Consider the following 19,083-nt stretch of genomic DNA (forward strand, 5'->3'; position numbering starts at 1 on the left):
ACTCGCTGGAATGGGCTGCTTCTATTATTCTTGAGAAACTCCAACTTCACTGACTTTTGCTGAAAGCAAGTCAACAAATCGATCCCCTACCTGGGAAGTGGAAGAGTTCCCACCTAAATCGGAAGTAAGTGATGGTTGTTCAGTGAGAATTTCTTTAATAGTGGATAGAATCGCTTCGCCCCATTGTTCTTCCCCGAAGAAGTCCATCACCTGGCTGACTGACCAGATAGCTGCAATCGGATTCGCAATTCCTTTGCCTGAAATATCCGGAGCGGATCCGTGTACGGGTTCAAACATTGACGGGAACTTTCGTTCAGGATTGACGTTCGCTCCAGTCGCCAAGCCCATCCCTCCTGTAATGGCAGCACCGATATCCGTCAAGATATCTCCGAACAGGTTCGAAGTGACAACGACCTCGAAGCGTTCAGGTTCCGTTACAAAGTACAGACTGGCGGCATCCACAAGATACGAATACGTTTTTACGTCCGGATATTCTTTACCTACTTCGTTGAAGACTTCATCCCAGAATACCATCGAATAGTTCAGTGCGTTCGCTTTACTAATACTCGTCAATGTACGTTTTGAATTTCTCGCTTCTTCGTATGCATATCGAATGATCCGTTCCGTCCCTTTTCGAGAAAAAACGCCGGTTTGTAAGACGACCTCTTCAGGCTTCCCTTTAAATAACCAGTCACCCGCCCCTGCATACTCTCCTTCACTGTTTTCACGAATAACAAGGAAGTCGATTTCTTTTGCAGTTTTGCCTTTCAATGGTGTAAGTTCCGGATTTAATAGCGTAATCGGTCGGATGTTTACATATTGGTCGAATTCCTTTCGAATTCGCAGCAGCAGGTCCCATAATGAAATATGATCAGGGACACCCGGGTAACCCACTGCTCCGAGATAGATCGCATCGAATTCCTTCAGCTGCTCGATGCCATCGTCGGCCATCATTTTTCCATGTTTCAAATAATACTCGCATCCCCAAGGAAACTCTGTGAATGAAAAAGAGATTGAGGGATCTAATTGTTCAATCGTTCGTAACACTTTTACGCCTTCTGCAACCACTTCAGGACCTATTCCATCCCCAGGGATGAGGGCAATTTTAAATGTCTTCATAATTTCCTCCTATATGTTGCGCGAAATAAGTTAACCTCTATTAAGTTTAACAATACTTTGAGCATTCGCAATGACAGATAACTCTTCACCTTGAATCGCTTTTATCAAATTCTCTGCAATGATAACGGATGACTCTCTGGCTGCTTCCACGCTGATCCCGCCGATGTGCGGAGTCATCGTGATTTCGTCCATCCCGTAAAACGGATGATTTGCAAGAGGAGGCTCAACAGCAAATACATCTACACCTGCACGCTTGAATGTTTTACTTTTGAGTGCTTCAACCAAATCGGTTTCGTTGATGACACCGCCACGTGAAGTATTGATAAGAACAGCCGAGGGTTTCATGAGATTGAAAAGCTTTTTATCAACCAATTCTTTCGTCTGCGCGGTCAATGGGATATGAAGACTGACCGCATCACTCTTCTTGAATACTTCTTCCATCGAAGTCGTCACTTCAACGCCTAACGAATCTGCCAACTCCTGTCTTGCAGATGAAATCGTCCGGACGTACGCGATGGGGTTCATGCCAAAACCATTCTTCGCTATTTTCGCCACTTTTTGAGCAATCGATCCGAATCCGACGAGTCCAAGCGTTTTACCTTCTAATTCTGCAGTGTATCTGCCGTCCCTGAAAGAGAAATTCCCTTTTTGCATTTCCGCATGGAAAACGGTTATATCTTTCATGACGGAAAGCAGTAACGCAACGGCATGTTCTGCCGTTGCCGTGCTGTTCATTTTAGGGGCATGCAGTACTTTGATTCTTTTAGATGTTGCATATTCTACATCTATATTGTCCAGTCCGATTCCAGCTCCGGAAATCGCAGTCACATGTGCACAGTGGTCTAAAATGTCTCCAGTGATTTTAGCGGGGGCTCTCAAAATAATGCCATCGACTTTATTCTGTTTTAAATATCCGATGATCTCTTGTTCATCAAACTCATTGAATTGTTTCACGTCAGCAAGTTCTCTCAACTTTTCTTCACCATCGGGATGATACATCGGGAGAATTTGAACGATATGCAAAGACAATAGTCCACACCTTTCTATGTGTCTTACTTAACTTGTGTTACTGCAAGTTCTCGATGATCGTTGTGATGCCTTGACCTCCGCCGATACAAAGCGTCACTAGTCCATACTTTGAACCCTTTCGCTTCATTTCATGAAGTAACTTCGTCATGAGAACAGCGCCCGTTGCGCCAATCGGGTGCCCCAAAGCAATCGCCCCGCCATTGACATTCACTTTATCCAAGTCCATTCCAGTCCCTTTAATCACGGCTAGCGCTTGTGCGGCGAATGCTTCGTTCAGCTCGATCAGGTCTATATCATCGATTGTAAGACCGCATTGCTTCAATGCTTTCAGAGTTGAAGTAATCGGGCCGATACCCATCACTTCGGGAGATACGCCGCTCACTGCCTGTGCGATGACTTTTGCTTTCGGCTGTAACTTGTATTCTTTCAATTTGTCTTCGGACATCATGAGGATGACGGATGCTGCATCGTTTCGGCCGCTCGTATTCCCTGCAGTAACCGTTCCTCCTTCTTTAAATACTGTTCTCAATTTTGCCAGTTGTTCTTTTGTCGATTCCCTTGGATGTTCGTCCACTTCAAACTGGAAAGTGCTTTTTCTGGTTTTCACTTCAAAAGGAACGATTTCTTCCTTAAACCGCCCTTCTTGAATTGCAGTTCCAGCGAGACGCTGACTTCTCATTGCGAAATCATCTTGTTCTTCCCTTGAAATGTTGTACTGTTCAGCTAGGTTTTCAGCTGTAACCCCCATTGTTAAATCTCCATATACTTCCGCGGGCTGCGAAGACGGCTGACTCTCCGTATTCGGATCCAAAATCATTCCGTTTCCGGCACCGAAACCGTAGCGGGCATTCCGGATATAATAAGGGGCTGTGCTCATACTTTCCGCACCGCCTGCAATGACGACGTCTGATATCCCCAACCGGATCTGCTGATCGGCATTATTAATCGCTTGCAAGCCAGATCCGCATTGGCGATGGACAGTGTACCCGGGAACTGTCACAGGTAATTCCGCACGTAATGCGGCGAGACGAGCCAAGTTCGACGTATCTGCACTTTGTTTCGCTTGACCTATAATGACTTCATCGACTTCAATCGCAGCATTCGTTTTTTCCATCACTTCCCGGATCACTTTTTCTGCCAATAGATCGACTGTGACGTCTTTCAGTGAACCGCCCATTCTCCCAATTGCCGTTCTTACCGCTTCAACAATATAAGCATTCCGCAACGTTTACAGCCCCTTATCTGCATAATCACGTTTCAGTTCACTTGCAATAATATTTCTTTGAATTTCGGAAGTACCTTCATATATTTTAGTGATTCTGGCATCGCGGTAATATCTCTCAATTGGATAATCTTTCATATAGCCGATTCCGCCGTGGATCTGCAAGGCCAGATCCGCCACTTTGTTATAGACTTCCGATGCGAAAAGTTTCGCAATCGCGGCTTCTTTCACAACCCGCATGTTCTGATCGGTCATCCAGGCAACCCGGTACGTCATCGAGCGAAGCACTTCGATTTGCATACTGATTTCCGCCAGCATATGCTGAACGGCTTGCATATCGACAATTTTCTGACCAAATTGTTCTCGTTCATGTGCATATTCAAGCGAGTGTTCCAGCAATCTCACGCAAGACCCTAGGTTTCTAGCTGCTAAGCCTGCCCGGCCATTCGCCAGGATTTTCAACGCATTGATATAGCCTGAACCTACTTCTCCTAATACGTTTTCTGCAGGCACTTCCATATTATCGAAAAATAGTTCTGCTGAATGAGATCCTCTTAATCCCATTTTCCGTTCAACCGCTCCGAGGATGAAACCCGGCATATCTTTTTCCACGATGAAGGAAGTGATACCGCGTGCCCCTTTTGAACTGTCGGTCACAGCCATGACGGTGAACACATGACCATCCACGGCATTCGTTATATAATGCTTGGATCCATTAATGATGTAATGATCCCCTTTTTTAACCGCAGTTGTTTTCAAGTTCGCTGCGTTCGATCCAGCACTGGGCTCCGTCAATCCGAAAGCTCCAACCCATTCACCCGTCGCCATCTTCGGAAGGAATTTCTTCTTTTGCTCTTCTGTACCAAGATCTACAATGCCTACAGTTCCGATCCCTGTATGGGCTCCGATGAGTGTTGTAAATCCGTTATGTGTTTTTCCAAGCTCTTCATAGATGGCGCATTTCCCGACCATATCCAACCCGAGTCCGCCGTATTCTTCAGGAATGCCGAGACTGAAAAGTCCCATCTCTTTTGACAGTTCCACGATTCGTTCAGGTATGCGATCGTTTTCCTCAATCTCCATTGCCACGGGTTCAACTTGTTCCCGAACAAACTTCTTGACGTTTTCTCTAAGAAAATCGATATCCTCAGTGAACTTGAAATCCATGTCCTTTTCTCCCCTTATCGATTGATGAAATTCGCAGTTCTTTTTTCTAAAAATGCGAGTGTGCCTTCTCTTTTGTCTTCTGTCGTAAAGGCGACAGCCTGAGACAGTTTCTCCATCCACATCGCGGTACCGGAATCGATATCAAACCCTTTATGAACGGCTGCCTTTACTAATTGGACAGCCACTGGACCTTTTTTCATAACGTCTCCAGCCACTTTTTCCACTGTCCTGATAAGTTCCTCTTCGCTTGCAAAATAAGTGACGAGTCCAATTCGTTCCGCTTCTTCGCCATCGATTATTTTTCCAGTTAAAATCATATCAAGTGCGCGTCCTTTTCCAACAATTCTTGAAAGGCGTTGTGTACCGCCTGCTCCTGGAATAATCCCTAAATTCAATTCCGGCAATCCAAACTTAGCCCGTTTCGTTGCGATACGAATATCACAAGCGAGTGCTAATTCACATCCTCCGCCAAGCGCAAAACCTGTAACAGCCGCGATCGTCACTTTGGAGCAGTTCTCAATTTTTATATACAGCCCTTGCATTCCCGGAATAAGTGCTTCGAGCGCTTCCCGATCATGCAGTTGTTGAATGTCCGCACCTGCAGCAAACGATTTTCCTCCTGCACCTTGTATGACGACAACTCGCACTTCCTTGTCCAGTTCAGCAGCGGAGAACGCTGAATCGATCTCAAATAACGTTTTTGCGTCCAGCGCATTCCGCGTTTCCGGCCGGTTCAACGTGAGCCACATAATACCATTTTCAGTTCGTACATTAACATTGGTATAAGTCGTTATTTCACTTCCTCCTTCACGAATACTCATAAAAGCCTTTGCCGCTTTTCTTTCCAAGTCTGCCAGCTTTTACGTAGTTAACAAGCAAGGGGCAAGGCCGATACTTCTCACCTAACGTTGCATACAAATATTCCATATTTCGAAGTCTCGTATCTAATCCGACTAGATCAGCCAGCTCCAGCGGTCCCATCGGATGATTCAGACCAAGTTTCATTGCCTTGTCGATATCTTCAGCCGATGAAACGCCTTCCATCAGCAAGTTCATCGCCTCATTCCCTATCAAACAGTTCATTCTGGAAGTTACGAAACCTGGGAACTCATTGACTTCAACCGCCTCTTTTTTTAAAGCCACCGCTATATCTTTCACAAAAGCTACTGTTTCCTCTGACGTCTCCAGCCCACGTACCACTTCAATCAGTTTCATTTTATGGACGGGATTAAAGAAGTGCATAGCTACGACTTTCTCAGGACGGGAGGTTTGTGCTCCGATTTCAGTAGGGCTCATCGTAGACGTGTTGGTTGCAAGAACCGTCTCCGGTTTGCAGATGCGGTCGAGCTTTTGGAACACTTCAACCTTCAACTCAATCTTTTCAAGAACCGCTTCTATCACTAGATTTGCGTCTTTTGCTGCTTCTTCCAAATTGGCTTCATAGAGTAGATTGTTTTTTGCGTTTTGATAGCTCTCTTCTTTCAGAAAGCCTTTATGAAAACTGGAATCCAGCAATTCGTCGATGTCTTTTTTTGCGCTCTCCAGTATTTCGTCGTTCAAATCATTCAACACGACTTTGAATCCGGATACAGCGCTCGCATACGCAATCCCTTTTCCCATGACACCCGAACCGATAACTGTGATTTGTTTCAATCCTCTGCCTCCTCTTGAAAGACTACTTGTATTCTTTTTGTAAACTTACTGGATTTGCTGCTGTTCTCTCTGTTTGTGCTTGTCTAATCCACTTTCAAAAACAGCCCGATTCTCTCAACTATTTTTGATTTCTGAATTACACTCAAACTCGGCACCTGTTTTCTCTTTCAGTTCTTCCAAACTGATATCAGATAAGATTTCCACCAGTTTCATAGTTCCTTCTTCAAACTTGAAGACTGCGTGTTCGGTAACAACTAGATCAGCTTTACGAATTCCGCTTGAAGGAAATGTCAGTTCTTTCACAAGCTTGGGCTCTCCGTTTTTAGAAGTGTGTAAAGTGGCGACAATGATTTCGTTTGCTCCTGCAACTAAATCCATCGCGCCTCCGACACCTAGGATGGTTTGACCAGGGACTGCCCAATTCGCGATTTCACCGGTTTGATCGACTTGTAATACACCTAGTACAGCAACGTCTATATGACCGCCACGGATCATGGCGAACGAATTTGAGCTATCAAATAGTGAGGCACCGATTTCCATTGTGATCGGCGCTTTACTCGCACTGATCAAGTCCATATTCACTTCGGCTGTTGGCGGGGTCGGGCCCATTCCGAGCAATCCGTTCTCTGACTGCAGCACAAGTTTTTTCGCTCCTAAATAATCGGGTATCAATGTCGGGATCCCTACACCGAGATTGACCACTTGGCCTTGTTTCAACTCTTGTACAATTCGTTTTGCAATTGTGATACGGTCAGATTGACTCAACGAAAACACCTGCCTTTTTCACATAATTACTCATCACGAGATAATCTACGTAAACGTGAGGCGTGACGATTTCTGAAGGGAGCAGCTCGCCGTTTTCAACAATCTCGTCCACTTCAGCAATCACGATTTTACTGGCAGTCGCCATGACAGGATTGAAGTTTCTCCCTGTATGGTCGTATACCAAGTTACCTAAACGATCTGCTTTGTGTGCCTTAATAAGTGAGACATCACCTTTTATCGCTTTTTCCAATATAAAACGTTCCCCATCCATCATTTTCTCTTCTTTTCCGTCAGCTAATTTTGTGCCTACCGCAGTCTTCGTGTAGAAGCCCCCGATTCCGGCTCCTCCGCATCTGACCGCTTCAGCCAGCGTCCCTTGCGGTATCAATTCAATCTCCAATTCACCATCCACCCATGCTTGAACCGCATCGCGATTCGTCGTGAAATAGGAGCCGATCGCTTTGACTAATTTCTTTTCTTTCAACAGAATTCCTAAGCCTTTTCCCGGTTCTCCCAAATTGTTACTGACAATTGTCAAATTCTTTAGTGAAGAGGAGGCAACACCATCTATTAAAGTTAACGGTGTTCCAGACATCCCAAAACCGCCAACAAGCAGTTTGTCCCCATCTTTTATGAAGTTCACAAATTCATTTTTTTGAAGCAATTTAACCAAATTTGTTCTCCTTCCCTAGTTGTTCTTATGCGTTCTGCTTTTCTATGGTTTGGTTCATCTATCTCCTGCATTCCATGTATATTCCAGACACCCGCCTGTAATTCGTTCTACTCTTGAATTGGCATTGTGAATGGCAAGATCTACTTCATAAAAAAGACACAAACCTTAGAGTCTGCGTCTTTTATTAAACTTGTTAACATCGGTTCTTCTTTTAAGTTAAGCCTGTGTCGTCTCTGCTGCTTCGGCAGCAGTTGTATCTTCCCCGTCTTCTTTTTTGTCCGGGAACAGTAAACTGAACACAATACCGAATGCCAGTGCGATAAAGAATGTCGTGAAGCGGGATGTCGCAATCGCATCGAGTGGAGTAGAAATCCAAATCACTGTACTTACGAAACCGGAGACAATTGTTGCGATAACACCGATGCCTGAATACCTTTTCCAGAAGAACGTCAACATGATTGCCGGGGACAATGTACATCCGACTCCTGCCCATGCCCAACTGACGACGAGGAAGACGAGAGACTTCGATGTCAACGCGATGACCAAACCGACGATTCCTGCAGCGACAATTGTAAGTCGAGAGATCGCAACCAATTTCTTTTCTGTCAGTTTTAAATTCATAGCACGTTGAATGATGTCCTCACTTACAGAACTTGTGATCACGAGCAGCTGCGAATCTGCAGTAGAGATGATGGCTGCGAGGATTCCCGCAAGTAACACGCCTGCAATCCATGGCGGCATCAGGTCAAGAATCATGAACGGTAAAATCATTTCAACATCGGCGAACACTTGACCTTGGTACAAAGTCAGTGCCGTGATTCCAATCATGAACGCTCCACTATATGCCAAAATCGTCCACGTAATTGCGACGATACTTCCTTGCTTCGCTTCTTTCTCACTGCGAAGGGCCATGAATCTGGCACTGAGTTGTGGTTGGCCTCCAAGGAAACCGAAGAACCACGCAAAGTTGTTAAAGAGTAACAATCCTAACGAAAATCCGATTGCGCCTCCCGTCCAAGAATCCATTGAAGGACCTGCAGCCATAAGTGCCTGGCTAATCGATAAATCGGCAGCAGAAATTTGAACGAGTGCTACAATCGGCAGTGCTACTAGCGTAATGAGCATCATGACGGATTGAATCATATCTGTCCAAACGACTGTTACAAAACCGCCGACATACGCTAGAATTACGACGACGATAATACTTAAAATCGCTCCGACTTTTGTTGGGATATTAAAGACAGCCAATAGTGTTTTTCCAGCTCCCGCAATTTGAGCACCAAAGTAAAACATCATGAAACTGAATATAAGAATAGTAGAAAGCCAAAGAATTAGTTTACCTTGTTTACCAAAACGTGCTGCAAGAAAACTTGGAAGTGTTAATGCACCCGTTTTCTCCACTTCTTTCATGAATCGTTTTGCTAAGAACAGCCATGAGAAGATAATTCCTGAAGCAATTCCAACAGCTACCCATACTCCTGATAGCCCTGTGGCGAAAACAAAACCGGTATATCCAAGCAATAACCATGCTGACTCGCCTGTTGCACGTTCCGAGAAAGCTAACGCCCAACCGGGTAATTGTTTACCTCCCAGCAGGAAATCTGCGTGACTTTTTGTCTTGCGGCTTACGAGATACCCAACAATCAGCATGATTAAGAGATACATCACGAATTCAACCATTATTATCGTATTCAATTCATTCATCTCCTTTGGTTTTCTCTGTACATTTCACCCAGCAGTCCTTACACAATCGCGTCTTCCATTACGAGATCATTCTCCGCAAATCGTTCAACCCGCAGAGGCGTCAAATCGAGCGTTTCATATTTTCCTTTACAGATCAGTTCAGCCAATCCAATCCCCACACCCGGGGCTTGCTGCATTCCATGTCCGCTAAATCCAAGTGCCACATAATAGCCTTTCATCAATGGATGCTCTCCAATAATTGCATTTTGATCGACTGTATTATGGTCATACATCCCTGCCCAGCCTGACTCCAATTTAAGACTTTCAAAGTTCGGGATCCGATGGGCTAAGATTGGCCACAAGTGATCGAACGAAGAACGTTTCCATTTGAAATCGATTCCAGGTTTGACGTCATCCGAGAATCCAGCGACGACTCGATCCATTTCGTGGCGGAAATAGACACCTGTCGGGTCGATTGTAAGCGGTAACATTTTCTCCAATCTGGTTGTCGAGTCAAAGACGTACATTTGGCGTTTGAGAGGCACAATCGGCAAGGGCAATCCTATCTCTTCACTTAAAGTAGCTCCCCACGCACCTGCACAATTAATGACAATTGGCGAATTGTAAATTGTCCCATTCGTCAGCTGAACGCCTTTAATTCGTCCGCTTTCTGTCAGCAATGTTGAAACTTCAGCGTTTACATAATCGACGTCCAAAAATTGAGCGTTTTTCCGATACGCTTGCATGACCGAATATGGATCCAGATAACCGTCCTCTTTGCAAAATAATCCTCCTGCCAGATCCCCGGTTTCCAGTTCCGGGATGATGCCTAATAAGTCCGCATTGGTGAGGATCTCGGAAGGTACACCAAGTGAATTTTGCAGCTTGAGCTGTTTTTGAAAAGAAGACAGCATGCGTTCAGTCGCTAGAAACAAATAGCCTCGCTGTTTAAAATCGATTTCCGCTTTTTCTTCGCCGATTGCCATGTCTTCTGCAAAGTTCTTATAGACTGCTAGACTGAAGCGGCTTAACTGAATATTGATAGCCGTCGAATACAATTGGCGGAATCCGCCTGCACTTCTTGATGTGGAAGAATATTCATACGTCGGATCTTTTTCAAACACAACAATACTTCCTTCAAATCCATTTTTACGCAGTGAATATGCAGTACTCGACCCCATGACGCCGCCGCCAACAATAATAATATCTGCTTTTTTCATCGCTCTCACTCTCCTTGAAATAGTAGTGCAGCTTGCGTTACATCAAGTTAAGTCAACAGTTACTCCAGCTTTGTTTTTAGTGGCTTTTTCGTAAAGATATTTGGCGATGACAATATCTGCAATGGCAAGTCCAACTGATTTGAATACTGTCACTTCATCTTCACTTTCTCTCCCAGGTAATTCACCGCTGATAATTTGTCCAAGTTCACCGTGTACGTCCTCTTTTGAAAACTGGCCCGCTTGAATTGGAATCACTAAATCGCCAGCTTCTTCCAATGCCGATTCCTTGGATTCTACAACGACTTTCGCAGCATCGCATATCGCGTTAAGAGGCAATTCCTGCATGGTTGGTTTGAAAGAACCTACGCCATTTACATGGACACCTGGTTTTAAGGCTGCTGTAAATACTGGGTCCATAGAAGTTGTAGCAGTGACGAGAATATCCGTTTTTTCCAGTAACTCATTCGCATCAAGGCAAATGACAACTTGCTTGTTAAACTTGCTCACAACATATTCGGAAAATGCAATTGCCTTCTCAGCACTTCTATTGTGGAGATAGATGGTGTCAATTTCCCGGACTGCAAGTATTGCCTCACATAGACCTTTCGCTTGTACACCCGTACCGATAATCCCCAAGGTTTTAGAATCTTCACGAGCTAAATACTTGGTTGCGACACCTGATAAAGCACCTGTCCGCAATTGCGTTAAATAAGAACCTTCCAATAATGCGAGCGTTTCCCCCGTTACGATATCTGAGAGTAAAACAACTCCGTTGATCACTTTTTTACCAATGTCTGCATTGGAAGGGACAACTGTCACGTATTTCAGCCCCATCGATTCCAATCCTTCTGCAACTGCTGGCATGACAACACCGGAGTTTTCATTGCCGAACGGTAATACTGTTCGGATAGGTGTATCTGTGTCTGACGCTGAATAGGCTTCTAACGCAACTTCGATGCATTGTAAAATTTCTTTCATATCCATTAGTTCCATTTGACTTTTAGCACTCAACACTAAAATTTGAAACCCCTCCTCACGACTAACTTGTCTTGTCTTCCAATATACTTTGATAACCTCAAATAAATGCCTACATTGTGCACAATATTCTGATACAATGAAGGTCAAACGAACTCCATAAAGACTAGAAAGCAGTGAAAACTATACAAAGGAAAGGGTTGAAAGGATTGCAGGACATTGGGCACTATGCACAATCGATTGTGGAACAGTTTTCTACTCTATTAAACATACCGATTAGTATCACTGACAAAAATGGAATGGTGATAGGCAGCACAGACAATACCCGACTAGGTTCGCTTCACACAGTAACTGCTGAAGTGACAAAATCAGGTAAAGTCATGTACTATTCACAAGACAAAATCGCGGGTCTCGACAATGTATTGCCAGGCATTGCAGTCCCTTTACGATTCCAGCAAGAAACCGTCGGAGTACTGGGTCTAATCGGTGATCCTGAGATTGTAGAACGGTATGTATCCTTCGTTCAATCCCATATCGAAATGATTCTGATGGAAAATTTCAGGTCCAAGTCGGTCGCTTCCCAAATGGAATTGAAACGCAGTTTCTTTCAACGGATTTCCAGTTATATAAAAGCAGATGATTTAGAGGGTGTCGGAAGTTATTTTGAAATGCACGGATTTGTAGTGGGGATTCCAAGACACTGTATTTTATTGGATTTGCAAGTTATCAATAATAATGCAGCGGTTATCCGACCAACACACGAATTCAGCCGAATGGAACAGGAACTTTATCTGTTTTTAACGAATCTCTTTAACTCCACAGAACAGGACCTCATTGTCCCCTTATCTGCTGGCCAATGGCTCATATTGAGTTCCGTTCAATCGGACAACAATCCTGCCTTTACTAAAAGAATAGAATTTGTAACGGAGAAGTTATGTAATTTTCTCGATACTTTGAATGTGGACAGCAAACCTCAATTTTCATGCAGTCCCCCTGTTTCATCTATCGAAGAGATCTTACAAGTTTATGAGCAATGCAGAAAAGCGCTGGAGACCGCCAAACGGAATGGTCTTGTACAATCTTTCGTTTCCATAGAGGATTGGAACGTATTATCTCTCGGGCTTGTAGAAGAGGTTTCGTTACCTGGTCAGTGGACACTTGACCGTTACGTTGAAAAATTGCAAGACCACGTTAATTCTTCTGTCTTAATCGAGAGTTTCCTGGTGTACTGTGAAGAGCAATTGAACATGAGCCAAGCCGCGAGGAAGCTGTATATCCATCGAAATACACTTTTGTATCGAATGCAGCAGCTTCAGCAGCTATTGAATTTTGATTTGCAGTGCTTCAGACAATGCACCCTGCTCTATTTGGCTTTGAAACAGCACCAGACGATCCAAAATACAAATGGCAAAGAAAACCGCTCAGTGTTCTGAAAGGTTTTCTTTGCCACGTTTCTGTTTTATTTACTAACTTATCAAGTTAACGAGGAGGTATATTGATTTAGTGGTTGGTAATGGTTCTTAATATAATTCCTGAATGGCACCCGCTAATTCTTATGCTCTTAGTCTTCTTTTTAAAAGAGCTTTTTGTAGGCTGCCATCCTTTGACCTATCATAACTGCTCTCAATTGATGGAACTAAACCAATAAGAACATTATGCGCTTCCACAACATCCCCCCTTATGTAACTGTCAGGTTTTTATTCCCTAGCGTTTTCCAGCATGGCTAATCCGATACGAACTGCGCTAAGTCGCTTCTTTACTAAGTACGTATTTACACCTTTTTGAGTCATCCGTGAAAAAGCAGTTTCAAGTTTGCCAACTGTCGATTGCAAAGACTTTATCGATTCCAATTTGTCCTATAACTACGCTAAAGTTCATCTACCTAATGCACCGTTTGATGCACAAACCTTATGGAAGAGATGCATTCAATTTGCAGTACTTTTAAAGAATTTCAATTACTCAATGTTGTCCCGTTTTTTTCGATTATAAATAAATTGTTTGATAGAAAACTTAATTAAGTAATAAATAGCACCAACAATTGCCAATACTAGTGCTAATAAACTTAATGTCATCATAAATCTTCCGATAGTCGTGTGCAGGACATTGTGCAAGATAAGAGTCGCAACCATATAAACAATCCCTAAAATCAAGATAGTTTTTTTGCTCATCTTAAAACCTCCCTCTATAAATTGAAAGATGCGGCAGGATTGAAGCACACACAACTTTTGGTTGCAAAAAAGCACCTCATAGAGATGCTTTTTAACTAATTGTACTTAGATATAAGTCAAGAGAGTCTTCTACTTCACGTTCTACTAATGCTATAAAATCGCTATAATCTTCTGTCGTATGCGCTTTGTCAAGTGCTTCATAATAGGCTAACCGATTTTTCACCTTAATCACGACTGGAGGAAATCCATCTTTCATTACTTCTAAATTCAGCAAAAGTCTAGAAGTTCGTCCATTTCCATCACTAAAAGGATGGATGCCAACAAAAACAGCGTGTAACATCGCGCCGCGCTCAACAGGATGAAGGTGAATTCCTACGTTTCGATACCAATTCATCATTTGTTCCATTCTTTCTTGGATAAGATAATGCGCTGGCGGTATATGTGCGGCACCCGAAATAAAGACTTGTTCTTTACGGTAAACACCCGCATACTCTTCATGAATTCCTTTAAGTACTAGCCGATGTAAATTCTTTATTTGCCATTCAGAAAGAGATTCTTTTATTTGGACAATTTCTTCAACATAACGAATGGCATCCCGATGATTGATAACCTCCAAATGTTCTCTCAGTGTCTTACCACCGATTGTAATTCCTTCAAGCACAACTTTCGTTTCGTTCATGGTTAAGGTGTTTCCTTCAATCGCATTCGAATTATAGGTCCATTCTAGAAATAACTTTTCCCGTAAACTTTTCAATGTATATTTAGGCAAGGGACGAGCAGCATCTAATTGTGCCTTCTTTTTATTAATAACTTCAAACAAATGAGTAACCTCCCAAGTATACAAGTAGAGCATTTCTATTATTGTACCGCATAATGGAAAAGTTCTATACCTAATTGATATTCATCATATTTTTCAAATTAGAACTATGTGATTTCAGTTAATTATTTCTTTTACATCTGTTTTGTCTTTATCATGCAAACGCACCCGTATCTGGAATAGTGTTAAGCACGTTGATTTGCGTTCCAGCCGTACGCTTTCCGGAGGGCGTGGCTTGAGCCGCTTCCTTCGCTTCGCTACGTCCAGGGTCTCAAGGCTCACGCTGATCCTCCCGGAGTCGACGGCTTGCACTCCAATCAACTAAGAGTGTATTACCAAAGAATCGCCCCCGATTCTCGAAATAAACTTCTCGTGTGCATTTATTCACTTACAGCTTTTTTGCTATATCTGCTTTCTACAATATAAAAAACTAAAAGCGTTATGAGAAGCGCAAATGGAGTTGTACTATGCGATATTAACCCAAAGTAAGGCAATACCAAAGACAGGAGTACTATTATCGTCGCTACTATTCGAACCGTAATAAGGTTTTTAGGGTGTTTTTCATTATGCAAATTATTCCCCCCTTTCTCTGCAAAATGGCCCGATTGTTAAGTACAGATATAAACATTTATTTAATAACTGTGCTCTTTTCTATTTTTAAGCCCCATAATTTTAATTAAACCGTAGTAGATAACCCAAAATACTGGAACCACAAATACCGAATAATTTTTTTTACCTTCAGGCAATAAAATTAGAATTGCTGAGAATATTAAAACGCTGGGAATAAACAATATCCAATATAGTTTTCTTTTGGTCATATTAAGAGTCAGCTACCTTTCTAAATAAACGATTAAAAGTCTCTAGTATCTTTTAATCTGGCCCGATTCTGGAATTAGCTTTATAAATACTACTTTCCATTGCTTGGAGTGCAGGCGCCGACTCCCGGAGGATCAGCGTGAGTCTTGAGACCCCGCAGTGTCGCGCTCCTTGCGACCGAGGAGGCTCAAGCCACGCCCTCGGGAAAGCGTGCGCCGGAACGGAAAGCAACTGTTCGTATACTATTTTCTGGCCCGATTGAAGCACAAACCTTTTGCAACAGTTGTGACCAATAATTAAAAACTTAGTATATTTCTTTCCTATCGATCCACTCAAATAAATAATGAAAAAGAAAACCTAGTATAGAAATGGATATGACTTCTACCCAATCGATTCTCGACCTAAAAACCCATTGTGCAACTATTAGTACTACAAATAAGAATACAGTAAACTTCGCACTAGCTTTTATCATCATGAACCTCCATTCAATAAAAGAATCAGAAATTGGTTCGTTTGAAGAACGGATTTTATTACTGAATTGACCCTGACTGTTTTATAGTGAACTATCATATTGAAGCTATTTTTCCATCAGTCCCCATACATTTCCAAAAGGATCGATGAGTTGGCAAATCCATACCTTATCTACTCCGAAAATTGGATCTCGGAAAAGCGAACAACCATGTGATTTGAAGTGTTTTATGGATTCTTTGATATCCGATACACGCCAATATGTCACTTGCCCAGCGACACCAGATGAAACCTTATCATCGCTTGGATGGATTCCAACAGTAAAGTTTGCTAAATAAAAAGCACAGTAATTTTCATTATCAAAATAGGGATTTTCACCGAGCAAGTCTATAAACCATTGTTTAGCCCCCTGAACGTTAGGAACAAAAAACAGGACTTCTTCAACACCTAATATGCCATCCATATAATCCTCGTCTCCATCCTTATCTTTTTAATAGTCCTACTAATATTTGTTATTTCGCAAAACCGCCCATTTGAAGAACAGATCTTATTAATGAATAGCCCCTGTATCTGTATTTGTGTAATACCTAATAAAAGCACCATTAGTTGCAAACTAAGAAAAGCGCAATAGTTATTTTTTGTTTTTCAACTCTAAGAATATAGGAATTATATTTAAGAAAATAGATATAATCGTCAAAACCCATAATGCTGTTTCCATCGTCGGCACCACATCTAATAATGCAGCCCAGTCTTCCGCTTTTACCCAATCGGATACCATACTGTAATCTGCAACAATTGTTAGTGCTGTAAATGACAATCCCATCGCCATTGCCAATTTATAATCTTTGCCTGTTCCGAACATATAAAGATTTATACAAGTTGCTATTATCGCGATGAGACCGAAAATTACCCACATAATTATATCTCCATTCACATTAAAATTCTTTACTAATCAAGACGAAGAAAGGGGGTGAATGATTCCTAACGTGTAACTAAATGAATTGATTCAAGCACAAATCTTGTTTGTGAATTGCATCCATTGATAAAAGAATCATTTTAAGGCTCCTGAAAACCAATTGCTCCTATAATGAAAACAATGAGATAAAAAAGTAAGGCTAAGATATTCATTAGAATGAAACTCGCTCTAGTGCCCTCTTTAATATCAAACCATCCAAATAGGATTCCTAACAAACCCAATGCGAAAGGCAAAAACAGACTTATGTTTATGATGTAATCAAACAATCTTTCGTTCCAAAGTGGAGTCGCCATCAATATAAACATCAACAGGGATAGTATAGAAAAAGACTTCTCGACATTTTTTGATTTAACTTTTATGATGAGAAAGTAACTTACCATTAAAAAAGCTAATAAAAAGAGCCACGTCATTACATCTCGCCTTTCGTATAACCGCACTTTTATCATTGAACCAGTCTTCGTAAAATGGAAACGATTATATAATAAGCAATTCGCCTATAAATGGTGAAACATACCCCAAGACAAACAAAACGATGGCAAAATAAAGGACAGTTCCAGCTAATGGCAGATACCATTTTATCTTCTTGGATTTATATTGGAGCCAATAATTAACTGCCCACAGGACGAATGAACATAAAACCAATAGAAAAGTAATGAAACAAGTTATCATCTACGGGTGAACTAACTAAAGAAAGTAAAACCCAAAAGAAATAGATAAACCCCAATAAGATCAAATTGACAGCATGAACGAAAATACGGTAAAATTTGTTATTCATTAATTTCATACCCCGTTCATTGTGTAAAAGACCTTCATTTAAAGCCCTTGTTAGTTTAAAATCCACTCATCCAACGATTCATCAATAATGTTTTCTGTAGTAGTAAATGGCAGGGTGTGATATTCCCAGTCAAGGAAGCCATTTTTAAACGCTCTAGTCAAAAAGATCATTTCAATTTTATCTTCTACATATACTTGTGTTACATATATACTGTTACCGGAATACTTTGTATAAAATTTTAAGTCAGTTCTATTAATCTTACTTTGCTCTTTTCTAGCTCTTTCGGCATTTATTTCACTAACATAGTAATCTGCGTCACTCACTTTACTTTCTTGTAACTTCAAATACACCGTATCTAAATTCACCAGAATAGCAACAACCGCTATTACAAGAACAGAAGATATAATTATCTTTTTCATAGAATCCTCCAGCGGTGAGATTTTATCACTATTCACTCAACTATTTTCAACACAATGAGCTAAGTTTTTCTTCAGCTTTTATCCCTCTTAATTCACTAATCTTACTCAATAATTCATCCTCATTGCGGGATGGACGAATTATCTTAAAACGAATTTTCGCCTGTTCGCTTAATAAAGTAAATTATATTTCACCACAAGGAATACAACTGTTAATAAAATAAAAACTTCTGTTAAAGACAAAATATATTGCTTCGGATACTTAGAATATTTCCATTCAAAAAATACTCTAATCATCATTCTTATGAATGTGAAAATCAGAACGGTAAAAATAAAGAGGCTGCCTGAGTCGGTAAAATACACAAGGTCTACTATTAAAACTAAAAATAAAATAACTGTAGAAAAGGATATAAATGGTTTATCAACTTCACGATGCAGTTGCTTTACATAATTATGAGAAGGATCATCCTCACTTATTTTTGGTATTTTAAACACTCTTCTGATCAGAGACTTTGCTATATACATCAAGGCAAAAGTAACAACGAAAATCAAAACGACTCTTAGAAAAAACCAAATCACAGCAAATTCCCTCCTTGCAGTCTGGCTTGTTTACGAAATCAATTTAATCGCCGCTATAGAAATGGTCTCCATTTTCAGTACAGCGGATTATTGATTTCTAAAATCAAACTTATCGATAGGTACGTCCAAAGAATGCCCATTAATCAGTACCGTGTCGTTATCAAGCCACTGTATCTCAGCACTATCTTCCTTGTCATTCCAGTAAATATTCTTCACTTTGTTTTCCTTTTGATTGAAAACCAACTCACCCCGAACGGTATAAGAAGTCGTAGCTCCACCGTTAGCAACGTATGCTTTTAACGTATATTGACCGTCAGGAGAGCTTTCTTCAGTGAGATATTCACCCATCGGCAATCGATTCATATCAAAAAATGCCCAATATGCACCGTAAGCAAGTAATCCTACAAAAAGCAGACCTACTATTCCGATTGTCATAAAAACTGTTTTATAGACTATTCTTTTTTCGTTTTTAGATATATTTTCAGTACCCATATAAATACACCTCTATCCATCTACACTCTTTCAGTTCTTATCTACCATTAAAAACAGACCTACTATTTTC

General features: G+C 41.5%; 19 protein-coding genes and 1 pseudogene. 1 reads left to right on the forward strand and 19 read right to left on the reverse strand.

What is annotated here, in order from left to right; all coding sequences use genetic code 11:
• Window positions 1–24: 24 nt before the first annotated feature.
• From QT716_RS06665 to QT716_RS06715, 11 genes are all read right to left on the reverse strand, one after another.
• Window positions 25–1,119, reverse strand: coding sequence for a tartrate dehydrogenase (locus QT716_RS06665; RefSeq protein WP_317935268.1), 1,095 nt, complete (start codon window positions 1,117–1,119; stop codon window positions 25–27).
• Between the two features lie 30 nt (window positions 1,120–1,149).
• A complete protein-coding gene (locus QT716_RS06670) occupies window positions 1,150–2,148 on the reverse strand; it encodes an NAD(P)-dependent oxidoreductase (RefSeq protein WP_317935269.1) in 999 nt (332 codons plus the stop codon).
• A 37-nt stretch (window positions 2,149–2,185) separates the two neighbouring features.
• A complete protein-coding gene (locus QT716_RS06675) occupies window positions 2,186–3,373 on the reverse strand; it encodes a thiolase family protein (protein WP_317935270.1) in 1,188 nt (395 codons plus the stop codon).
• Window positions 3,374–3,376: 3 nt separating this feature from the next.
• Window positions 3,377–4,537: an acyl-CoA dehydrogenase family protein gene (locus QT716_RS06680; protein ID WP_317935271.1), complete on the reverse strand. Its 1,161-nt coding sequence runs from the start codon at window positions 4,535–4,537 to the stop codon at window positions 3,377–3,379.
• Between the two features lie 14 nt (window positions 4,538–4,551).
• Window positions 4,552–5,358 carry an enoyl-CoA hydratase/isomerase family protein gene (locus QT716_RS06685; protein WP_317935272.1) on the reverse strand — a complete coding sequence of 269 codons (807 nt, stop codon included), beginning with the start codon at window positions 5,356–5,358 and terminating at the stop codon, window positions 4,552–4,554.
• Window positions 5,345–6,190 (reverse strand): 3-hydroxyacyl-CoA dehydrogenase, encoded by an 846-nt coding sequence (locus tag QT716_RS06690; RefSeq protein ID WP_317935273.1) that lies wholly within the window; start codon window positions 6,188–6,190, stop codon window positions 5,345–5,347. Before QT716_RS06690 ends, QT716_RS06685 begins: the two co-directional genes overlap by 14 nt.
• Window positions 6,191–6,304: 114 nt before the next feature.
• Window positions 6,305–6,955 (reverse strand): 3-oxoacid CoA-transferase subunit B, encoded by a 651-nt coding sequence (locus QT716_RS06695; RefSeq protein ID WP_317935274.1) that lies wholly within the window; start codon window positions 6,953–6,955, stop codon window positions 6,305–6,307.
• Window positions 6,942–7,628: a CoA transferase subunit A gene (locus tag QT716_RS06700; RefSeq protein ID WP_317935275.1), complete on the reverse strand. Its 687-nt coding sequence runs from the start codon at window positions 7,626–7,628 to the stop codon at window positions 6,942–6,944. The genes QT716_RS06695 and QT716_RS06700 overlap by 14 nt, the downstream gene beginning before the upstream one ends.
• Window positions 7,629–7,844: 216 nt before the next feature.
• Complete coding sequence (locus tag QT716_RS06705; RefSeq protein ID WP_317935276.1) at window positions 7,845–9,323, reverse strand: sodium/proline symporter; 1,479 nt, start codon at window positions 9,321–9,323, stop codon at window positions 7,845–7,847.
• Between the two features lie 47 nt (window positions 9,324–9,370).
• A complete protein-coding gene (locus QT716_RS06710; RefSeq protein ID WP_317935277.1) occupies window positions 9,371–10,531 on the reverse strand; it encodes an NAD(P)/FAD-dependent oxidoreductase in 1,161 nt (386 codons plus the stop codon).
• 42 nt (window positions 10,532–10,573) lie between these two features.
• Window positions 10,574–11,551, reverse strand: coding sequence for an ornithine cyclodeaminase family protein (locus tag QT716_RS06715; RefSeq protein WP_317935376.1), 978 nt, complete (start codon window positions 11,549–11,551; stop codon window positions 10,574–10,576).
• A gap of 131 nt (window positions 11,552–11,682) precedes the next feature.
• Here QT716_RS06715 and QT716_RS06720 point away from each other — a divergent pair, with 131 nt between their 5' ends.
• Window positions 11,683–12,939: a sugar diacid recognition domain-containing protein gene (locus tag QT716_RS06720; protein ID WP_317935278.1), complete on the forward strand. Its 1,257-nt coding sequence runs from the start codon at window positions 11,683–11,685 to the stop codon at window positions 12,937–12,939.
• A gap of 120 nt (window positions 12,940–13,059) precedes the next feature.
• Here the strand turns inward: QT716_RS06720 and QT716_RS06725 are convergent.
• The 8 genes and pseudogenes from QT716_RS06725 to QT716_RS06760 all read right to left on the reverse strand — a co-directional run bounded on the left by QT716_RS06725 (window position 13,060) and on the right by QT716_RS06760 (window position 19,013).
• A pseudogene (locus tag QT716_RS06725) lies at window positions 13,060–13,356 on the reverse strand (hypothetical protein).
• A 105-nt stretch (window positions 13,357–13,461) separates the two neighbouring features.
• Window positions 13,462–13,674, reverse strand: coding sequence for a hypothetical protein (locus QT716_RS06730; RefSeq protein ID WP_317935279.1), 213 nt, complete (start codon window positions 13,672–13,674; stop codon window positions 13,462–13,464).
• Window positions 13,675–13,765: 91 nt separating this feature from the next.
• Window positions 13,766–14,494, reverse strand: a complete 729-nt coding sequence (locus QT716_RS06735; protein WP_317935280.1) for a Fic family protein — start codon at window positions 14,492–14,494, stop codon at window positions 13,766–13,768.
• A gap of 1,390 nt (window positions 14,495–15,884) precedes the next feature.
• Window positions 15,885–16,238, reverse strand: coding sequence for a VOC family protein (locus tag QT716_RS06740; RefSeq protein ID WP_317935281.1), 354 nt, complete (start codon window positions 16,236–16,238; stop codon window positions 15,885–15,887).
• 168 nt (window positions 16,239–16,406) lie between these two features.
• A complete protein-coding gene (locus tag QT716_RS06745) occupies window positions 16,407–16,691 on the reverse strand; it encodes a hypothetical protein (RefSeq protein ID WP_317935282.1) in 285 nt (94 codons plus the stop codon).
• Between the two features lie 885 nt (window positions 16,692–17,576).
• Entirely contained in the window at window positions 17,577–17,945 is a 369-nt protein-coding gene (locus QT716_RS06750; RefSeq protein WP_317935283.1) for a hypothetical protein, read from the reverse strand.
• A 168-nt stretch (window positions 17,946–18,113) separates the two neighbouring features.
• On the reverse strand, window positions 18,114–18,521 hold the full coding sequence (locus QT716_RS06755; RefSeq protein WP_317935284.1) for a DUF4181 domain-containing protein: 408 nt from the start codon (window positions 18,519–18,521) through the stop codon (window positions 18,114–18,116).
• A gap of 87 nt (window positions 18,522–18,608) precedes the next feature.
• Complete coding sequence (locus QT716_RS06760) at window positions 18,609–19,013, reverse strand: DUF5412 domain-containing protein (protein WP_398292668.1); 405 nt, start codon at window positions 19,011–19,013, stop codon at window positions 18,609–18,611.
• Between the last annotated feature and the right edge of the window lie 70 nt (window positions 19,014–19,083).

It is taken from the genome of Sporosarcina aquimarina, from assembly GCF_033253705.1.
Taxonomy (GTDB): domain Bacteria; phylum Bacillota; class Bacilli; order Bacillales_A; family Planococcaceae; genus Sporosarcina; species Sporosarcina aquimarina.

Coding starts and splice junctions, on each gene's coding strand:
- QT716_RS06665 (WP_317935268.1), bottom strand. CDS start 1,119: ATGAAGACATTTAAAATTGCCCTCATCCCTGGGGATGGAATAGGTCCT.
- QT716_RS06680 (WP_317935271.1), bottom strand. CDS start 4,537: ATGGATTTCAAGTTCACTGAGGATATCGATTTTCTTAGAGAAAACGTC.
- QT716_RS06685 (WP_317935272.1), bottom strand. CDS start 5,358: ATGAGTATTCGTGAAGGAGGAAGTGAAATAACGACTTATACCAATGTT.
- QT716_RS06710 (WP_317935277.1), bottom strand. CDS start 10,531: ATGAAAAAAGCAGATATTATTATTGTTGGCGGCGGCGTCATGGGGTCG.
- QT716_RS06730 (WP_317935279.1), bottom strand. CDS start 13,674: ATGAGCAAAAAAACTATCTTGATTTTAGGGATTGTTTATATGGTTGCG.
- QT716_RS06740 (WP_317935281.1), bottom strand. CDS start 16,238: ATGGATGGCATATTAGGTGTTGAAGAAGTCCTGTTTTTTGTTCCTAAC.
- QT716_RS06745 (WP_317935282.1), bottom strand. CDS start 16,691: ATGTGGGTAATTTTCGGTCTCATCGCGATAATAGCAACTTGTATAAAT.
- QT716_RS06750 (WP_317935283.1), bottom strand. CDS start 17,945: ATGAAAAAGATAATTATATCTTCTGTTCTTGTAATAGCGGTTGTTGCT.
- QT716_RS06760 (WP_398292668.1), bottom strand. CDS start 19,013: ATGGGTACTGAAAATATATCTAAAAACGAAAAAAGAATAGTCTATAAA.